This window comes from Synechococcus sp. RS9916, from assembly GCF_000153825.1.
Lineage (GTDB): Bacteria > Cyanobacteriota > Cyanobacteriia > PCC-6307 > Cyanobiaceae > Synechococcus_C.
Window position 1 is genome coordinate 1,212,923 of record NZ_DS022299.1, and the last position, 16,539, is coordinate 1,229,461.

A 16,539-nucleotide genomic window follows, 5' to 3' on the forward strand; every position below is an offset into this window, starting at 1 on the left:
CACATCGAGTCATCAAGGCGATGGCTGCAGACAGCCGCTCGCCAACAGGTCACCAAGCAGATACAACGATCCGGCAATCACTGGCGTCGCAGCGGGCCAGCCTTGACGCTCCAGCTGCTCCAACACCCGAATGACGGGCAGACCAGCGTCATCATCCGCTGTTGCGGGCAGCTCAAACAGCTGCTTGGCCCAAGCAAGATTCTCGTTCAAGAGCATGGCCCTGGTCCAGCTGTGGTGACCGGGCACGGGAACAATCCAAGCCTGATCCTGGGGCTCTAGCAGGGTCTGCAGCATGGCTGGCGCCTGCTTGTGAGCCTGAATCGCCAAGATCCAAGTGAGCCCCTGTGCTGCATGGGGCCAATGGCTGCGCTCTTGCCGGAGGGCCTCAGCAGCAGGGGGGTTGTGGGCACCATCGAGCAACACGGTGTGTTGCTGCCACTTCATGCGCTGCAAGCGTCCTGGCCAATGCGTGGAGGCCAAACCGGCACGGATGCTGCCGCCATCGACCGGCCAACCCATGGCCTGAATCCGCTCCAGCACAGCTTTCGCCACGGCTGCATTGCTGCGTTGACAAACGCCTTCGAGGCCCAAAACCCAATCGCTGCTGAGCGGCTCGACCCAACACAATTCAGCCTCCATCGCAGCCGCACGCTCCGCAAGCACGGCCGCCACCTCAGGGGCCTGAGGGGCACTGATCACTACAGCACCTGGTTGGATCGCCGCAGCCTTCTCACCAGCCACCGCGGCCAAAGTGCCACCCAGATGTTCACAGTGATCGAGGCCAATCGAGGCCACGGCCAGCAAGGGCCTGCAGGGGTGGGCGGTCGTGGCATCGAGACGCCCGCCGAGGCCGGCCTCCAGCACCAGCCACTCCACTTGTTCAGCAGCACAGTGCACCAGTGCTGCCGTGATCAGCAGCTCGAACGGCGTGAGTCGCTCGCGAAGCGCCAACGGCTGAAGCGCCTCGAGCCGCTCCCGCAACGCGTCCGAAGAAATCGCGCAGTGATCAACCCGAATCCGTTCGGTCCAGTCCACCAGATGAGGGGAGGTGGTCAGTCCGGCACGGATTCCTGAAGCCACAAGGCCACTGTGAATGAAGCTCGCGATCGAACCCTTGCCATTGGTGCCCACCACCTGCACAGCAGGCACCGAGCCACAGGGATGCCTGAGGGCATCCAGGGCCCGAATCATCCGATCGAGAGAGAGATCCATGCCCCGTTGGTCAAACGGGGGCAGCAGATCACTGAAGCTCACGTGCTGAGCGACTTGAGGGTGGCATCAAGTCGAGACAACAGGGTGTTGATTTCACGTTTGCTGATCACCAGTGGAGGCACCATGCGCACCACCTGGGGGCCAGCAGGCACAAGCAGTAAGCGTTGCGCGATCGCCGCCTTCACCACATCGATGGCGGCATGACCGCAGCCCTCCTGCATCACCAATCCCTGGAGCAAGCCCCAACCACGGGTGCCCTGCAGTAGCTGAGGAAAGCGCTCCACCAAGGCGTTTAAACCCTGCTGAAGCTGGTCCCCGCGTTGCTGCACATTGCTGATCAGATCACGACGCTGAAGCTCGCGCGCCACTGTGAGCCCAGCCCGGCAAGCGAAAGGATTGCCGCCGAAGGTGCTGGCGTGATCGCCTGGCACGAAATGGTCAGCGTGCTGTTTGACCAACAACGCTCCAATGGCATGGCCACCTCCGAGGCCTTTGGCCAGGGTGAAGGCATCGGGCTCCACGCCGAGACGCTCGTAACCCCAGAGGGTGCCGCAACGCCCCATCCCCACCTGCACCTCATCAAAGATGAGCAGGATGTTGCGCGCGTCACAGTGCTCCCGAATCGCTCGGAACACGGCTGGGTCACCTGGGTTGACGCCGCCCTCTCCTTGCAGAGGCTCGATCAGCACCGCTGCCACCTTGGGGCCGTGCATTTCGAGCCGGCTCAAGAGGCTTTCGAATGACGCCAGATCGTTGTAGATGAAGTTCTCGAAGCCCTCCACCATGGGCTCAAAACCCTGGTGATAGCGGGGTTGGCCCGTGGCGCTCACCGCAGCCAGCGTGCGGCCATGGAAGCTGGCCTGGGCCGTCATGATCACGGGGCGGTCAATGCCCCGCAGCGTGTGGCCGTGCTTGCGCGCCAACTTGATGGCCGCTTCGTTGGCTTCGGCGCCGGAATTGCAGAAGAACACGCTGTCTGCACAGCTGTGGTGCACCAGCCAGCTGGCCAATTCGATCTGCTCGGGAATCTCATAGAGATTCGACACATGCTGCAGACGCCGAAGCTGGCGGGACAGGGCATGGCGCATCGCCCGATCGCTGTGGCCGAGCGTGCAGGTCGCGATGCCTGCGACAGCATCGAGATAGCGATGGCCCTGCTCATCCTCCACCCAGCAGCCTTTGCCACGGGTGAGGGTGAGAGGGAAGCGCCCGTAGGTGCCCATCACAGCGGAGGGATGGGAGCCGGGGGACTTGAACCCCCAAGACCAGTGGCCGGCTGATTTTGAGTCAGCTGCGTCTACCAATTCCGCCAGGCTCCCTTGGCACCGATGTTATGCGACGCCCTCCGGCGCTCGAGGTTCAGGGATTCCAGCGCTGCAGCTGGGCACCACTGGCGGTGAGCTTCGCCTCAATCGCGTCGTACCCCCGATCGAGATGATTGAGGCCTGACACCTTGCTGGTGCCTCTGGCAGTCAGAGCCGCCAGCACCATCGCGGCAGCGGCACGGAGGTCACTGCCCGTGACCGGAGCAGCGCTCAACTGAGACACACCCTCAATCACAGCGGTGTTGCCCTGCAGACGAATGGAAGCTCCCATGCGCTGCAGCTCTGCTACGTGCTGCATGCGGTTTTCGTAAATCTTCTCGGTGATCACACTGGTGCCCTTGGCCGTGGTGAGCAGGGCCATAAAGGGAGCCTGAAGATCCGTGGGGAAGCCGGGGAAAGGCTGGGTGGTGATGTCGACGCCACAGATCTCACCGGGCGTAATCGTGATGCCGCCGTTCTCGATTTCGAGCTCGCAGCCACAATCACGCAGCTTCTGCAGCACGGCACTGAGATGCTCGGGCACCACTGGAGCCACCCGCATGCGCGAGCGGGTGATCGCCGCAGCCAGAAGGAAGGTGCCCGCCTCAATCCGGTCGGGGATCACCGCATAAGTGCAGCTGTGCAGCGTCTCGACACCTTCGATCGTGATCGTGGGGCCACCCGCACCAGTGATACGAGCACCCATGGCATTGAGCAGGTTGGCCAGGTCTTGAACTTCAGGCTCCTGTGCCGCGTTTTCAATCACGCTGGTGCCTTCCGCCAGCACGGCAGCCATCAGGATCGTTTCTGTGGCGCCAACACTGGGGCAGTCGAGCACGATCGAAGCACCAGTGAGCCGGGTGCGGCGGCCAGGCACCGCTGCCGAGACCACACCATGCTCAACATTGACAACCGCACCGAGAGCTTTCAGGCCTCGGATGTGCTCCACCACCGGCCTGGCACCGATGCGACAACCCCCAGGCAGGGGCACTCTGGCCCGCCCCAAACGACCCAAAAGCGGGCCAATGGCGAAGAAACTGGCTCGCAAGCCATTAACCAATTCATAAGGCGGCTCCCCGTGGCGCAGACCGCTGGCATCAAGCTGAACGGTCTCGTGACTGCGCTTCACATCCACACCGAGAGCAGTGAGGATGTCGGCCATGCCATCGATATCGGTGAGCTGAGGCACGTTGGTGAGCGTCAGCGACTCATCGCTCAACAAGGCCGCCGTCATCAGCACGAGGGCTGAATTCTTGGCTCCGCTCACTCTCAGCTCACCACACAAGGAATTACCGCCTGAAACCTCCAGATGCGGCGCGAGAATCTCCTGAGACGCTGGCGCCACAGCCGGCATAGCAGTTGAGTTTGGGAATCCCCACCATCCTGACAAGGGTTTTTGAGACCGTCTAGACGGCCGGCATGCAAAGTGGATCGCTGGCCTGCCACCCAGTCAGATCCGGGAAGGCGATGCCGTATGTTCGTGGGGTCGCCACGGGCGACTCGCCAGCGGATGTGGCGGAATTGGTAGACGCGCTAGTTTCAGGTACTAGTGGCAGCAATGTCGTGGGAGTTCAAGTCTCCCCATCCGCATACCAAATGATTAGGGCCTCTGATTACATCAGGGGTTTTTTCATGTCTGCTCATAGTGAGTAGGTGGTGTCTTATTGAGAATGAAAGGTGTGTACTTATCTAGTGAATGAGACAGCATGATGGATAAGGTGAGCTAATCAATTAGATAAGCTGAGCTAATAAAAAACGAGAACAGGCGAGCGAACAAATGAAGATGCAAGTACGCATGTACTACGCACGCATTTGTTACGTATCCGCGCTGAACCCCAGCAGTAGTAGGAACAAATAGTCTCTGCAACTACAGAGACCCCAGTCGCACCAACGAGTCTTGGCGGCGGAGGCGACTTAATGCCACCGCCACCCCCTAATTCTTTGAGCCGAGACCCCCACGAGGAGGAAGTGGTCGCCCCTGGATATACGGATAGGGCACGAAAATTTCGGTCATTTTCCTCTGGGAATGTTCTCCCCGAGCCAAAGACCAATGAGGAGAAGCCCCAAGAAAAAGGCCAGGCAACCACCCCTGGCCCATCGTCTTCAACTGCCTACCCGTGTTCAGAGCAAGCCCGAAGACAATGCCGTCCTGCAAAAAGACAAGCTGTCGCCAGTAGCACCAAACAAATAAGAAGAGGAACGTCAGCGCCTGCCCTTCAATTGCTTCTTCTGACGCTCTGTGAGCGGCTTTAGAGAGGCGTGGCTCTCATCTCATCAGCACGTCTCTGCGCCTCTGAGGGCGGCCTGGAGCACTTCATGGTCGGAGGCTGTCCCTTCATGTCACGACTGGGATAAAGCTTGGGAGCCTTGACGCGAGAAGGAGGGCGAATGCCATGCACAACGCTCAACCCTTCAGACCTACGCCGGGATTCAAAGCCTTGAGACTCAGCAGGGCGAATCTTGTCTCCATTGAAAGAGCTACGTCGATCCTTTGGATGCTTGAGATCCTGAGCACTCTTCTTAGGTGGAGTCTTCATGGAGCCCACCCCCAGAGAGCACCCTCAGGCTTCTCGTCGTAGTCCGCAATCCATCAGCATCGGCGTTCACTGGGATTGATTCCCAACACCGATACCGATCAGGTCGGCCTTAACGCCATCAATAGCGATGCAGTAGAGGGCCTTAGAGCAGGGTCCAGCCGTACCACCAAAGGCAGCACGGACATAGAGATCACCACCATTCCAGGGAGCAGTGGCATCAACGACATGAGGTGGATACCTGTAGTCAGTCATTGGCACCCTCCGTCTGCCGCCGATGACTCAGGAGGAGGTCAATACGACGGGCGTACTTAAGAGCACCACGGGTATCCCCAGAGTCCTGAGCATCCTTGAGCTCGAGACCGTTGATCAGGGTCTTGCAATCGATCACCTGTTCTACTAGTTCATTTTGCATCAACAGGCACGCTTCTTAAGCTATTCCTAATCTTTAGTGTGTCGCACGGAACGTTGATAAACACTTTTGGTTAGGTAAAAAAGATTTACCCCCCTCCCTCACCTCTCCAATGCAACTCTCCTATTTGGGCAATAAATACGAGCCCAGCAATGAACGTCCTGTGGTTAAGCCACATGCCCAATTAAAGTACATGGGAAAGGCTTACTACTCACAGTGGGCAGATGAAGCCAAAGCTGAAGCCTCTCTTACCTATCGCGGCATTGCTTATTCCCGCTGAATGCTTTCCTGTCAACAATTTGTTGAATGAATAATTCATGCCTGCCTATCTAGGCAGGCTTTTTACTGCTTGAATGAATCTTGCAGTTGTTTCTTGAGAGCTTTCACCTCCCTGTCCAGCTTTCGAATCAACCTGTCCTGCGCACCGAGACGTTGATCGAGAGAGGCGGGAGCAAGTGCAGCCTTCTGTTCAACAGCTGCAGCAGCTCCCTCTAGGTCCTTCTTCCGCCGAGCCTCAGCACGCTTACGCGTCTTAGCCAGCTCGGTGTCTAACCAGGGGTCAGACTTCGGAAAATCTGTGCTTCCTGAGCAACGATTCCATAGAGGCCCTGAGGGGTATCAGCCTTCAGATCCTTAAAGGAGTCAGTGACGTTGCAGTAGAAGCAGGTCTTCGGGTCACGGATGATCTAGGAGCCACTGTTAGTTGCGTCTCTGCCATTAGGGACACGGGCGACTGTTGAGCAACACCAGACGAAGATCTCGTAGTACTCACGGAGAGCAGCGAGGAACTGGAAGGGCTCATCACACTCGGTCCAGAACTTGCGATTCACAGCCGGGTACTCAGCCTCATCCTTCAGCTTGGTCACCATCTCTAGTTCCCAGGCCATACGGCCTTCCATGCTGGGCTTGTCGGTCTTAACCGCAGGTGTCTCGATAGCTGCAGCGTTAGCCAGCGTGATCAGCAGATCCTTCTGCACCTCACGGATGTTCTCCTCAGTCACCTGAACACTGTTGGCGAAGTGGAGGAGAGCCTTCTGATAGTCGCTGCCCTGGGGGTTGAGCGTGTCACACATGTAGGACATGCGGAGGCGGCTATCGAAGTAGGTCGGCAGATCGCAGTGATCGATGGGCCGGAACCGGGCGGCCATCATCAGCACTCGTAACGGTGTCACCCGCTCACGGTCTGCAACCTCTCGGTTCTCGTGCCATGCCCTCAGCTTCTTGATTGCGGCTCTGTACTCCGGGGTTTCGTTTTTGCCATCAGGCATCCAACGGTTGTCCCAGACCGCAGGGTCGATCAGAGGCTTGTGAAGATCGTCCCAAGAATCTTTTTCGAAGGTGGTGCACTTCCCGATCTCAAAGCACGGCTACGTTACGTAAACGGCACGCTAACGTTGCAGCCCTGATGTCTTGACGTTCGAGCTTTCAGGCAAAACAAGGCTTTTCCGCTGAATCGCGCCTTATTTTCTAAAGATCACAACAAGCCCTTGCTTCCCCATGATCGTTTTGAAGATCTCCAATTCCTCGGAGGTTGTCGCGTCCAAGGTTGGCAAGTTTCTGGAATTTCTCACTCCTGATTCCATGGACCATGCCGCTGTTGAAGATCAGGTGATCAAGAAGCTGGTGGAAAACCTCGCCGCTGAAGGCATCAAAGGTGAGATCGCAGCGGTGAAGGGGTTGAACCTCGAAGGCCAGGAAATCAGCCTTCACGACGGCATGAAGGTGCGGAAACACGAAACCTTCTGATCCCATGCAGCCGCTGATCACCAGTCGGCGAAATCCCCTGGTGCGGCGACTGCGTGCTCTAGCGGCGCGCCAGGGCAGGGAAGAGGAGGGCCTGCTTCTGCTGGAAGGCACCCACCTGCTGCAGGAGCTCGTGCCATTGCTCCGCCAGCACCCGCAGTCCCTGGAGCTGGTGGCCACCCCCACCTGGCTTCAGGGGCACCAAGCCCTTTTGGCCCGCCTTCATCCAGCACCAAAACTGCAACTGGTCAGCGAAGAGGTGCTGCAGGCCTCTCTCACCACCGTCAACCCTGATGGCGTGGCAGCCCTGCTGCCCCTCGCCCTGCTCCCCCAGAAGCCAGCGTCCCCAGCGTTTGTCCTGGCCCTCGATCGCATCCAGGACCCCGGGAACCTTGGGACCCTGCTGCGCACAGCCATGGCCGCCGATGTGGAGATGGTTTGGCAAGGCTCGGGGGCTGATCCTCTGAACCCCAAGGTGGTGCGCAGCTCCACCGGAGCAGTTCTGAAGCTCCCCCTGCACCGTTTCGGCCCTGCAGAAGCCGCCGGAATCACAGAACTGAAACAGACCCTGCATCAAGCCCGCGATCGCGGACTGCAGGTCGTGGCCACCCTGGTGCCCGGAGCTGGAGGCCCCTTAAGCGTTGTCCCCTACTGGGAGCTCGACTGGCGCCTTCCCACCGTGCTGGTGCTCGGCAATGAAGGGCGCGGGCTGCACCCCGAGCTGTTGGACTGCTGCACCCATGGCGTCACCCTGCCCCATAGCCCCGCGGTGGAGTCGCTGAATGTGGCATCTGCCGCGGTGCCTCTCCTCTTGGAACGGCGACGGGCGACAATGACCGCTCCCTCGCAGCAGTCCGGGTGAGCGACGCCAGTTTCGACTTCGATGTGATCGTGATCGGTGCCGGCTATGGCGGCTTTGATGCCGCCAAGCATGCAGCCGACCATGGTCTGAAAGTGGCGATTCTTGAATCCCGCGACATGGGCGGCACCTGCGTCAACCGCGGTTGCGTTCCATCCAAGGCTCTGCTGGCAGCAAGCGGCAGGGTGCGGGAATTGGCCGATGCCGACCACCTTCAGGGCTTTGGCATCCACTCCGCCCCCGTGCGGTTTGAACGCCAGAAACTGGCCGATCACGCCAATCAACTGGTGGCGACGATCCGCTCCAACCTCACCAAAACCCTGGAGCGCGCTGGGGTCACCATCATCCGTGGCAAAGGCCGCCTCGAGGGTCCTCAGAAAGTTGGGGTCCGAGAGATCAGCGGTGTCGATCGGGTGCTCAGCGCCCGTGACGTGATCATCGCCACTGGATCAGACCCCTTCGTGCCTCCTGGGATCGAGACCGATGGCCGCAGCGTTTTCACCAGTGATGAGGCGGTGAACCTGGAGTGGTTGCCTCGCTGGATCGCCATCATCGGCAGCGGTTACATCGGCCTTGAATTTGCTGACGTCTACACCGCCCTGGGCTGTGAAGTGACGATGATCGAGGCGCTCGATCGCGTAATGCCCACCTTCGATCCCGACATCGCCAAGCTGGCGGCTCGCAAGTTGATCGACGGACGCGATATCGATGCTCGCTCCGGTGTGTTGGCCAAGTCGATCAAACCGGGAGCTCCGGTGCAGATCGAACTCGTTGACATGCAGACCCGTGAGCCGGTTGAGACCCTGGAAGTGGATGCGGTGCTGGTGGCCACCGGCCGGGTCCCCAGCAGCAAGGACCTCAATCTCGAGGCCCAAGGCATCGAAACCAACCGGGGCTTCGTGCCAATCGACGACAGCATGCGGGTGCTGGTGAATGGCCAACCCGTGCCCCATCTCTGGGCCGTGGGCGATGTCACCGGAAAACTGATGCTGGCCCATACCGCTGCAGCCCAAGGCACCGTGGCCGTTGACAACATCCTCGGCAAGAGCCGTGAGATCGATTACCGCAGCATCCCTGCCGCCACCTTCACCCACCCAGAAATCAGCTCCGTCGGCCTCAGCGAGGCGGATGCCAAGCAACTCGCCACCGACAAGGGCTTTGAACTGGGCGTTGTACGCAGCTACTTCAAGGCCAACTCCAAGGCCCTCGCGGAGCTGGAAAGCGATGGTCTGATGAAGCTGCTGTTCAACAAAACCAGTGGTGAAGTGCTCGGAGCCCACATCTATGGCCTGCACGCTGCCGACCTGATTCAGGAGGTGGCCAATGCGGTGGCCCGCCGCCAGAGCGTGCGTCAGCTCGCCACAGAGGTGCACACCCATCCGACCCTGAGTGAAGTGGTGGAGGTTGCCTACAAGCAAGCCGCCCACGCCCTTGCCGCCTGAGGACCGATCGATGAACATTCGCCGCAGACCCCCGAACCCCTCAGTGCAGGTGGCGCACCTCGAGTACGGCATCCCCCACGAGGATGCTGAGCCCCGTCACATCCTCGAGAAGATCGTCTGGGAGAAAGACCGCGAGGTCGCCACGGCGCGGGAGCGCATGCCCCTCCACCAACTCAAGTCGAAGGTGGCCCAACTGCCCGCCCCACGCGACTTCCTCGCTGCGCTGCGCCAGGCCGCGATCAAACCGGCAGTGATCGCCGAGGTGAAGAAAGCCAGCCCCAGCAAGGGGGTGATCCGCGAGAACTTTGACCCCGTTGCCATTGCCAAGGCCTATGCCGCAGGCGGTGCCAGCTGTTTGTCGGTTCTCACCGACAAACAGTTCTTCCAGGGCGGCTTTGACGTGCTGGTGGATGTGCGTGATGCCGTCGACTTACCGCTGCTGTGCAAGGACTTCATCCTCACCCCTTATCAGCTGTACCAGGCTCGCGCGGCTGGGGCAGACGCAGCTCTGCTGATCGCTGCAATCCTCACCGATCAAGATCTGCGCTACCTCGCAAAAGTGGCGGCCACGCTGGGGTTGACCGTTCTGGTGGAAGTGCATGACAGCGAAGAACTGGAGAGAATTTTGAGCCTGGGAGGCTTCCCGTTGATCGGCATCAACAATCGCGATCTCACCAGTTTCGAAACCGATCTGGCCACCACAGAAACGCTCACCGCTCAATTTGGCGCTCGCCTCCAGGACCAAGGTGCCCTGCTGGTCAGTGAGTCCGGCCTGTTCCTGCGCAGCGACCTCGACCGTGTGCAACGGGCTGGTGCCGGAGCGGTGCTGGTGGGTGAAGCCCTGATGCGTCAGGACGACGTGGAAGCGGGTCTGCACACCTTGATTGCTGGCTAGGTGCCACAGGCGACTGACTGGCGTTCACCAAGCCACAAAAAAGCCCCCGCGAGAACGGGGGCTTTCGTTTGCCTTTCAACAATCAGGCAGCGGCCAGGTTGGCGGCAACGAAGTCCCAGTTGACCAGCTTTTCGAGGTAAGTGGTCATGTAGTCGGGACGACGGTTCTGATAGTCGAGGTAGTAGGCGTGCTCCCACACATCCATGGTGAGCAAGGCCTTCTGACCGTGGGCCAGGGGAAGATCGGCGTTCGCGGTCTTGGTGATCTTCAGGGTGCCGTTGTCGAGCACCAGCCAGGCCCAGCCACTGCCGAACTGGGTGGCACCGGCGGTCTTGAACTGCTCAACAAAAGCGTCGTAGCTGCCGAAGTCAGCATTGATCTTCTCGAGCAGAGCGCCGCTGGGCTGGCCACCGCCACCGGGCTTCATGCACTGCCAGTAGAAGCTGTGGTTCCAGACCTGAGCAGCGTTGTTGAACACACCGGCCTTGCTGGCATCACCGGCGACTGCGGCGATCACATCTTCCAGGCTCTTGCCGTCGAGCTCAGTGCCTTCAATCGCCTTGTTCAGGTTGGTGACGTAGGCGTTGTGGTGCTTGCCGTGGTGGAACTCCAGGGTGGAGCGGGAGATGTGAGGCTCCAGCGCATCCAGGGAGTAAGGCAGCTGGGGGAGGGTATGGGCCATGAAGAGGGCGTTCAGCGGCGGGATCCTAACGAGAGCTCCGCCGCCTTAGCCCCACAACACAAGATCAGCCCTTCACTTCGAGCAGTTCGACCTCGAAGATCAAGGTGGCGTTGGGAGGAATCACGCCGCCAGCACCACGGGCGCCGTAGCCCAGGTCAGGAGGAATCACCAGCTTGCGCTTGCCGCCCACCTTCATGCCTTGAACGCCTTCATCCCAGCCCTTGATCACGCGACCGGCACCAAGGGGGAAGCTGAAGGGAGTGCCGCGGTCGTAGCTGGCGTCGAACTGACTGCCATCTTCGAGGGTGCCGCGGTAGTGAACGACAACCGTCTGACCAGCGCTGGCCTCAGCACCGCTACCCACCTCAAGGTCAGTAATGCGCAGGCCGCTGGCCGTGACCTGGGGTTTCTCCACGTCGATCGGTCCGCCAAGGGCGGATGCATCGGCCTGGTTGGAATCGGCTGCCATTGCAAAAAGAGTGGGGTTGGGGTCCTCAGGATCCAGCTCCATCGGAGCGGACTGGGCGGTCTGGGGCGCAGTGCTGCTGGTCGCCACAGCCTGAACGGCAGGGGTGCTGGCAGCAGGTTGGGCGGCCACCACAGTGGATGGAGCCACGATCTGGCTGACCAGAGCCACTACCAGGCAGGCCAAGCAGACCGCAGAACTGATCAAAATGTCGCGCACGGTGCTCTGCAGTTCGAGACCGAGGAATTCTGGCAGGTTTAGTCCTGACGGTCCCGCTGACGCAATTGCTGCTCCAGACGGTCAATGCGACCGCGCAATTCATCCAGCTCCCTCTGACTGGCGAGGCCAAGATCCTGGAGGAGGATGTCGCGGTTGCGTTCCAGGTTGCGCCCCATCTGCTGCTCAAGCTCCGGGGTGTCGCCGCGCAGGGCCTTGAGCACGTCATCCACCAATGCGGACGCATGACTGGGGTCGAGGCGACCGCTGCTGACCCATTCCTGAGTGACATTACGAAGACGATCGCCCACGAGAGTGGTGGTGCCGAGGCCCCGCAGAAGCAACTGCTGCAGTGGGTTGGCGCTCTCCATGGCCGCTCTCTGATCGCTGTTGGCTTCAGGATGACTCCACGACCCACCTCTGACCATGGGCAATGACCGATCCCTGGCATCCCTGCAGGGCGTTGCCGGTGGCGCCCTGGCTGGACTTGCGCTGAGCGCTCCCGATTGGTGTCCTTCAGGGCCGTGGTTAATGCTGCCGGCCTTGGCCCTGCTCTGGTCGTCAGCCCGTCGCCCTGGCGCAGCCGGACTCTGGGGCGGTGTGGCCGTCTTGGTGAGTCATCGCTGGCTGCTGGGGCTGCATCCGCTGATGTGGATCGGGGTCCCTGCTCCCTTGAGCCTGCCGCTGGCCATGGCCGTTTGGCTGACCTGTGCCACTGCGGCGGCAGCACTGGTGGCCGGCTGGGCCCAACTCGCGCGTTGGTGCCAGCCGTTGCGCTGGAGCACCGCCTTACTCATGGCCTGCCTATGGGGCTTGGGCGAAGTGGTGTTGGCCCAAGGGCCGTTGTTCTGGATCGGCGTGGGAGGCAGCGTGATCCCCGCCGATCCACTGCTGGCCGGGTTGGCCCGCTGGGTTGGTGCGGGAGGACTGGCCGCGCTTCAGCTCCTGGGGGGATGGTGGCTCTGGCAGCTGACCCGTCAACCACCGCTACAGCGGAAAGGCTGGATCAGCCTCGGTGTCGGAGCAGTAGTGCTGGCGCACGCCTGGGGTTGGTGGAGTCTCCGCCCGACGGAGGCACCAGCAACGGCAGCCCCAACGCTGATCCGCATGGGCTTGTGGCAACCAGCCCTGCCGACGCGCGAAAAGTTCAACGCTGCACAACAGCAACGCTTGCCTGGACGGCTGCAGGATGCCCTGGACAAGGCGGCTGAAAATGGGGCCGACGGATTGGTGGCACCGGAAGGCACCCTGCCTTTGCAAGGTGAACTGCTCGAACCAGCACCTTTGCCCTTGCTCACCGGTGGATTCCGCTGGCAGCGCGGACATCAGCGCAGTGCGTTGCTCCTGGTGGACGCCGGTGAACGGCGGCCTTCACTCGGCATCGACAAACACCGACTGGTGCCCCTTGGGGAATGGATTCCCTCGTGGTTCGGCTCCGCCGCGGGGCTCTCCGCCGTGGGCGGGATTGAACCGGGAGACGCCTCACGCCTCTGGCCGGGTACTGGCCCCAAGCCAGCCGTCGCGATTTGCTACGAGCTCAGTGATGGGGCAGCGTTGGCGCAAGCCGTTGCTGGCGGAGCCGAGTGGCTGCTCACAATCGCCAATCTGGATCCCTACCCAGAGCTGCTGCAACGACAGTTTTTGGCGCTGGCGCAGCTCCGGTCTGTGGAGACGGCCCGTCCGTTGCTAAGCGCAGCCAACACCGGCCCGACGGGCATGGTGTCTGCGGAGGGAAAGGTGCTGCAGCATCTAGCTCCCATGCAGCCTGGATTGCTGATCAGCGCGCTGGAGCCCCAACAGCAATTGACGCCCTACGTGCGCTGGGGTGAGCGCCCGCTGTGGCTGCTGCTGATGGCGACGGTGATCGTTCGCGTCAAGCAACGGGCGGTTGGATCAGGCCGCCCCCCAACACCCGCTCCCCGTCGTAAAACACGGCCGCCTGGCCCGGAGTAATCGAAAACTGGGGCTCATCAAACTGAAGCTGGCAGCGATGGGGGCGCCCACCCGCCGCGTCGGCGTCCGTGGCAGGCACCACCTCCAACCAGGCCCCCACCGGTTGACTGCGGTAACGCACCTGCACCTCCACCCGATAACGCGCCCCCTGCGCAGGTGGAGCCATCGACACCCAGTTCACCGCCCCCACCACGCAACGGTCCGTGCCGGCTTCGGCGCGGGTGGCCACCACCACCCGATTCATGGCTGCATCCAGGCGCACCACATGCAATGGCTCGCTCCAGGCCACCCCAAGACCTTTGCGCTGACCGATCGTGAAGTGCTCGATGCCGTCGTGCTGACCGACGACAGTGCCATCCAGCAGAACAATTTCGCCCTCACGCGGAGGCAGATAGGTGTCGAGGAAGGCCCGCATGGAGCCGTGATGATCCGCGAGGCACAGGTCCTGACTTTCCGGTTTCTTGGCGGTGCGCAAGCCGAAGCGTTCGGCCTCAAGGCGGGTGTCTGGCTTGGTCAGTTCCCCGAGCGGGAACACCAGCCGCCCCAACGCCTCCTGGGGAAGGTCGTAGAGGAAATAACTCTGATCCTTGCGCTGATCCAGACCGCGCAGGAGCTGATGACGGCCGTTGTCGCTTTGATCGCCGTGGCGAACCCTGGCGTAATGGCCGGTCGCGATGCGGTCGATCGAGCGTTCGCGTTCCGCCCAGGCCAGCATCGGACCGAATTTCACCTCGCGGTTGCAACGTGAACAGGGCAACGGCGTGACCCCTTCGGCGTAGCCATCCACCAAAAACTGGACGATCTGTTCCTTGAAGTGCTCGCGGAAATCCACCACATGGTGGGGCACGCCCAGCTGCTCACAAATTCCCGCAGCATCCACCAGGCCTTCAGCGCAACAGGCGCCCTTGCCGCTCATCAGCCAGAGGGTGAGACCCTCCACCTCCCAACCGGCTTCCACCAGCAGCGCTGCAGTGAGTGAACTGTCAACGCCACCCGAGAGACCCACGGCCACCCGGTGCTCGCCCGGCCACTGGCGCAGACGGTCCAGCGCCTGCGCACCGGCAGGGGTGGCTGGGTTGGAGGTCCTGACCGATGGGGCAGACATGGTGGGTTCGGGCGGCATGGGCGGCACCGCTGGATCTCTCCATAGTGAGGTCCCGGCTGTCTGAGCGTGTCCTGGCCTTGCATTGATGCCGATCACTGCCTGGTGAGCACGGCCGAGATGGTGGCGCTGGAGCAGGAGTGGCTGGACAGCGGTCTGCCGGTGCCGGCCCTGATGGAGAAGGTGGGGCTGGCAATGACGGCCTGGTGTTTGGCACGGCCGGAGCTGCTGACCAACGGGGTGCTGGTGCTGGTGGGTCCTGGCCACAACGGCGGAGATGGGCTGGTGGTGGCGCGGGAGCTGTCCCAGGCCGGGATCGCGGTACGGATCTGGTGCCCCCTGCCCCTGCGCCAACCCCTCACGCAGGAGCATCACCGCCACCTGCGCTGGCTGAACAGTCCCGAACTGCAGTGCAGTCCCGATCCCAGCGATCCAGCGCTGTGGATTGAGGCACTGTTTGGACTGGGGCAAACACGCGCCCTGCCCCAAGAGCTGGCTGAACTCCTGAAGGAGCGCCAACGGCATCAGCCCGGCCGGCTGATCAGCCTCGATCTCCCGGCCGGACTGGATGGCGACAGCGGCAGGCCCCTGGACGGCACCGCCGCGGTGGCCCAAGCGACGCTCACGGTGGGATTGGTGAAACGCGGACTGGTGCAGGACGCCGCCCTGGACCATGTCGGCCAAGTGCATCGCATCGATGCCGGCGTACCCCAGCGCCTTCTGGATCGCTTCCAGGCCCAACCGGTGCTGCAGGTGCATGACGCCGATCTGCGCTCACTGCCGCACCCGAAACATCCGCGGGCTGCCATGAAATACCAACGGGGCCGCGTGCTGGTGGTGGCAGGAAGCGAGCGCTATCGCGGCGCCGCCCTGCTCGCTCTGGAAGGGGCGCAAGCCAGTGGAGCCGGCAGTGTGCAAGCGGCCGTGCCGGAATCGCTGGCCTCCGGCCTGTGGCAGCCGCTCCCAGAGCTGGTGCTGGCAGCAGCGTTGCCCAGTGATCCATCGGGGGGGCTGATCTGGGGTGACTGGCTGAACAACGCTGATCTTCAGCGACTGGATGCCGTGCTGCTGGGGCCTGGGCTGGGGAGCAACCAGACCCCCTGGGAGCATCAAGCCGAGGGATTAAAGGCGTTTCCGGGATTGCTGGTGCTGGATGCCGATGGGCTGAATCAACTGGCAGCGTCAGGCACGGGATGGCACTGGATCAGCCAGCGGGAAGGCCCCACCTGGATCACCCCCCATGCCGGCGAATTCAAACGCCTCTTCCCCACCATCCCACTGGATTACCCCCTGGAGGCAGCCCGCTCAGCCGCACGCTGCTCAGGCGCGACGGTGCTGCTGAAAGGCGCCCACAGCGTCGTCGCCACACCCACTGGGATGGTTCACCAACTGATCAGTGGCGATCCGGCCACGGCTCGCACAGGCCTGGGCGATGTGCTCGCTGGTTTCGCCGCAGGCTGGGGGGCCCGCGCCATCGCCGCTCAACTGTCCAACCAGGAGCTCCCGACCATGCTCACCGGCGCGGCTTTGTTGCACGGCGAAGCAGCACGCCGCTGCCAAGGCTCCACTACGGCTCGAAGCGTGGCAACACAACTGGCTGAGCTACTGCGCGAACAGGAGTGTTGCAACAACACTGAGGCCTGATCAACAGTCAGGAAAAGCTCATTTGTTTCAGCAGATCACAGGAGTTTTGTGTCGTTTTGAAAGCACGAATCTGAA

The 16,539-nt window shown here is 61.6% G+C and carries 17 protein-coding genes and 2 tRNA genes; 8 read left to right on the plus strand and 11 right to left on the minus strand.

Annotation, left to right across the window (positions count from 1 at the left end; all coding sequences use genetic code 11):
• Nucleotides 1–12: 12 nt before the first annotated feature.
• The 4 genes from RS9916_RS06510 to murA form a co-directional block, all read right to left on the minus strand.
• The gene (locus RS9916_RS06510; RefSeq protein ID WP_007098513.1) at nt 13–1,254 is read right to left on the minus strand and encodes a folylpolyglutamate synthase/dihydrofolate synthase family protein; all 1,242 of its coding nucleotides are present in this window, start codon (nt 1,252–1,254) and stop codon (nt 13–15) included.
• Nucleotides 1,251–2,435 (minus strand): aspartate aminotransferase family protein, encoded by a 1,185-nt coding sequence (locus RS9916_RS13830; protein ID WP_007098514.1) that lies wholly within the window; start codon nt 2,433–2,435, stop codon nt 1,251–1,253. Before RS9916_RS13830 ends, RS9916_RS06510 begins: the two co-directional genes overlap by 4 nt.
• Nucleotides 2,436–2,448: 13 nt before the next feature.
• Nucleotides 2,449–2,531 (minus strand) — tRNA-Leu (locus tag RS9916_RS06520).
• Between the two features lie 40 nt (nt 2,532–2,571).
• Nucleotides 2,572–3,870: a UDP-N-acetylglucosamine 1-carboxyvinyltransferase gene (gene murA, locus RS9916_RS06525; protein ID WP_007098515.1), complete on the minus strand. Its 1,299-nt coding sequence runs from the start codon at nt 3,868–3,870 to the stop codon at nt 2,572–2,574.
• A gap of 152 nt (nt 3,871–4,022) precedes the next feature.
• Here murA and RS9916_RS06530 point away from each other — a divergent pair.
• A tRNA-Leu gene (locus tag RS9916_RS06530) sits at nt 4,023–4,106 on the plus strand.
• A gap of 1,013 nt (nt 4,107–5,119) precedes the next feature.
• Here the strand turns inward: RS9916_RS06530 and RS9916_RS14440 are convergent.
• Nucleotides 5,120–5,305 (minus strand): hypothetical protein, encoded by a 186-nt coding sequence (locus RS9916_RS14440; protein ID WP_156777494.1) that lies wholly within the window; start codon nt 5,303–5,305, stop codon nt 5,120–5,122.
• On the minus strand, nt 5,298–5,465 hold the full coding sequence (locus tag RS9916_RS14445) for a hypothetical protein (RefSeq protein WP_007098517.1): 168 nt from the start codon (nt 5,463–5,465) through the stop codon (nt 5,298–5,300). Before RS9916_RS14445 ends, RS9916_RS14440 begins: the two co-directional genes overlap by 8 nt.
• Nucleotides 5,466–5,574: 109 nt before the next feature.
• Between RS9916_RS14445 and RS9916_RS13835 the strand changes: the two genes are divergently transcribed.
• Nucleotides 5,575–5,742, plus strand: a complete 168-nt coding sequence (locus RS9916_RS13835; protein WP_083773043.1) for a DUF4278 domain-containing protein — start codon at nt 5,575–5,577, stop codon at nt 5,740–5,742.
• A 406-nt stretch (nt 5,743–6,148) separates the two neighbouring features.
• Here RS9916_RS13835 and RS9916_RS06535 read toward each other — a convergent pair whose 3' ends face one another.
• Nucleotides 6,149–6,634, minus strand: coding sequence for a DNA-directed RNA polymerase (locus tag RS9916_RS06535; protein ID WP_198003409.1), 486 nt, complete (start codon nt 6,632–6,634; stop codon nt 6,149–6,151).
• 325 nt (nt 6,635–6,959) lie between these two features.
• Here RS9916_RS06535 and RS9916_RS06540 point away from each other — a divergent pair, with 325 nt between their 5' ends.
• From RS9916_RS06540 to trpC, 4 genes are read left to right on the plus strand one after another with little or no spacing between them, the layout of a single operon-like run.
• On the plus strand, nt 6,960–7,208 hold the full coding sequence (locus tag RS9916_RS06540) for a hypothetical protein (protein ID WP_007098519.1): 249 nt from the start codon (nt 6,960–6,962) through the stop codon (nt 7,206–7,208).
• Nucleotides 7,209–7,212: 4 nt separating this feature from the next.
• The gene (locus RS9916_RS06545) at nt 7,213–8,067 is read left to right on the plus strand and encodes an RNA methyltransferase (protein WP_007098520.1); all 855 of its coding nucleotides are present in this window, start codon (nt 7,213–7,215) and stop codon (nt 8,065–8,067) included.
• Nucleotides 8,064–9,506: a dihydrolipoyl dehydrogenase gene (gene lpdA, locus RS9916_RS06550; RefSeq protein WP_007098521.1), complete on the plus strand. Its 1,443-nt coding sequence runs from the start codon at nt 8,064–8,066 to the stop codon at nt 9,504–9,506. The genes RS9916_RS06545 and lpdA overlap by 4 nt, the downstream gene beginning before the upstream one ends.
• A 10-nt stretch (nt 9,507–9,516) precedes the next feature.
• The gene (trpC, locus tag RS9916_RS06555) at nt 9,517–10,401 is read left to right on the plus strand and encodes an indole-3-glycerol phosphate synthase TrpC (RefSeq protein WP_038023408.1); all 885 of its coding nucleotides are present in this window, start codon (nt 9,517–9,519) and stop codon (nt 10,399–10,401) included.
• An 82-nt stretch (nt 10,402–10,483) separates the two neighbouring features.
• Here the strand turns inward: trpC and RS9916_RS06560 are convergent, their stop codons facing one another.
• The 3 genes from RS9916_RS06560 to RS9916_RS06570 all read right to left on the minus strand — a co-directional run bounded on the left by RS9916_RS06560 (nt 10,484) and on the right by RS9916_RS06570 (nt 12,136).
• The gene (locus RS9916_RS06560) at nt 10,484–11,083 is read right to left on the minus strand and encodes a superoxide dismutase (protein ID WP_007098523.1); all 600 of its coding nucleotides are present in this window, start codon (nt 11,081–11,083) and stop codon (nt 10,484–10,486) included.
• Between the two features lie 64 nt (nt 11,084–11,147).
• On the minus strand, nt 11,148–11,768 hold the full coding sequence (locus RS9916_RS06565) for an FKBP-type peptidyl-prolyl cis-trans isomerase (protein WP_007098524.1): 621 nt from the start codon (nt 11,766–11,768) through the stop codon (nt 11,148–11,150).
• Between the two features lie 38 nt (nt 11,769–11,806).
• Entirely contained in the window at nt 11,807–12,136 is a 330-nt protein-coding gene (locus RS9916_RS06570; RefSeq protein WP_038024291.1) for a phasin family protein, read from the minus strand.
• Nucleotides 12,137–12,191: 55 nt separating this feature from the next.
• Here RS9916_RS06570 and RS9916_RS06575 point away from each other — a divergent pair, with 55 nt between their 5' ends.
• The gene (locus RS9916_RS06575) at nt 12,192–13,718 is read left to right on the plus strand and encodes an apolipoprotein N-acyltransferase (protein ID WP_007098526.1); all 1,527 of its coding nucleotides are present in this window, start codon (nt 12,192–12,194) and stop codon (nt 13,716–13,718) included.
• On the opposite strand, the gene mnmA is transcribed toward RS9916_RS06575, so the two are convergent.
• Nucleotides 13,639–14,823 (minus strand): tRNA 2-thiouridine(34) synthase MnmA, encoded by a 1,185-nt coding sequence (gene mnmA, locus RS9916_RS06580; RefSeq protein ID WP_038024293.1) that lies wholly within the window; start codon nt 14,821–14,823, stop codon nt 13,639–13,641. The two genes, RS9916_RS06575 and mnmA, sit on opposite strands and share 80 nt — an antisense overlap.
• Nucleotides 14,824–14,889: 66 nt before the next feature.
• Between mnmA and RS9916_RS06585 the strand changes: the two genes are divergently transcribed.
• Entirely contained in the window at nt 14,890–16,464 is a 1,575-nt protein-coding gene (locus RS9916_RS06585; protein ID WP_007098529.1) for a bifunctional ADP-dependent NAD(P)H-hydrate dehydratase/NAD(P)H-hydrate epimerase, read from the plus strand.
• The last annotated feature ends 75 nt before the right edge of the window (nt 16,465–16,539 follow it).

Excerpts from the sequence above, each read along its gene's own strand:
- RS9916_RS06560 (WP_007098523.1), bottom strand. The coding sequence starts at position 11,083 with ATGGCCCATACCCTCCCCCAGCTGCCTTACTCCCTGGATGCGCTGGAG.
- RS9916_RS06540 (WP_007098519.1), top strand. The coding sequence starts at position 6,960 with ATGATCGTTTTGAAGATCTCCAATTCCTCGGAGGTTGTCGCGTCCAAG.
- RS9916_RS06570 (WP_038024291.1), bottom strand. The coding sequence starts at position 12,136 with ATGGAGAGCGCCAACCCACTGCAGCAGTTGCTTCTGCGGGGCCTCGGC.
- mnmA (WP_038024293.1), bottom strand. The coding sequence starts at position 14,823 with ATGTCTGCCCCATCGGTCAGGACCTCCAACCCAGCCACCCCTGCCGGT.
- RS9916_RS06575 (WP_007098526.1), top strand. The coding sequence starts at position 12,192 with ATGGGCAATGACCGATCCCTGGCATCCCTGCAGGGCGTTGCCGGTGGC.
- RS9916_RS13830 (WP_007098514.1), bottom strand. The coding sequence starts at position 2,435 with ATGGGCACCTACGGGCGCTTCCCTCTCACCCTCACCCGTGGCAAAGGC.
- RS9916_RS14440 (WP_156777494.1), bottom strand. The coding sequence starts at position 5,305 with ATGACTGACTACAGGTATCCACCTCATGTCGTTGATGCCACTGCTCCC.
- murA (WP_007098515.1), bottom strand. The coding sequence starts at position 3,870 with ATGCCGGCTGTGGCGCCAGCGTCTCAGGAGATTCTCGCGCCGCATCTG.
- trpC (WP_038023408.1), top strand. The coding sequence starts at position 9,517 with ATGAACATTCGCCGCAGACCCCCGAACCCCTCAGTGCAGGTGGCGCAC.
- RS9916_RS06545 (WP_007098520.1), top strand. The coding sequence starts at position 7,213 with ATGCAGCCGCTGATCACCAGTCGGCGAAATCCCCTGGTGCGGCGACTG.
- RS9916_RS13835 (WP_083773043.1), top strand. The coding sequence starts at position 5,575 with ATGCAACTCTCCTATTTGGGCAATAAATACGAGCCCAGCAATGAACGT.
- RS9916_RS14445 (WP_007098517.1), bottom strand. The coding sequence starts at position 5,465 with ATGCAAAATGAACTAGTAGAACAGGTGATCGATTGCAAGACCCTGATC.